At 45.4% G+C, this 524-nt stretch carries 1 protein-coding gene; it reads right to left on the bottom strand.

Translation table 11 applies throughout. The annotated features are described in order from the left end of the window. The coding region (locus GQR54_RS19470; protein WP_010555003.1) for a GTP-binding protein at positions 1-524 on the bottom strand (524 nt) is incomplete at its 3' end.

The following is a 524-nucleotide window of genomic DNA, read 5'->3' as shown; positions in this document are numbered from 1 at the left end:
GCAGAACCAGCAATTAGAGGTAAGTCATCACCTGGGAAATCGTATTCTGAAAGAAGTTCACGAACTTCCATTTCTACTAGTTCAAGTAGCTCTTCGTCATCTACCATGTCACATTTGTTCATGAACACGATGATGTAAGGAACGCCAACTTGACGAGAAAGAAGGATGTGCTCACGCGTTTGTGGCATAGGGCCATCAGTCGCAGCAACTACTAAGATCGCGCCGTCCATTTGAGCAGCACCAGTGATCATGTTTTTAACATAATCGGCGTGACCAGGACAATCTACGTGTGCGTAGTGACGTGAAGGAGTATCGTATTCAACGTGAGACGTTGAAATAGTGATACCACGTTCGCGCTCTTCAGGAGCGTTGTCGATTGATGCGAAATCTTTAGCAACACCGCCGTATACTTTTGCAAGTACGTTAGTGATTGCTGCAGTTAGTGTAGTTTTACCGTGGTCAACGTGGCCGATTGTACCAACGTTTACGTGCGGTTTTACGCGTTCAAACTTTTCTTTTGCCAT

The sequence above is a fragment of the Pseudoalteromonas sp. Z9A4 genome, from assembly GCF_011378845.1.
Classification (GTDB): Bacteria; Pseudomonadota; Gammaproteobacteria; order Enterobacterales; family Alteromonadaceae; genus Pseudoalteromonas; species Pseudoalteromonas arctica.
This window is presented reverse-complemented; position numbering and strand designations above follow the sequence as displayed.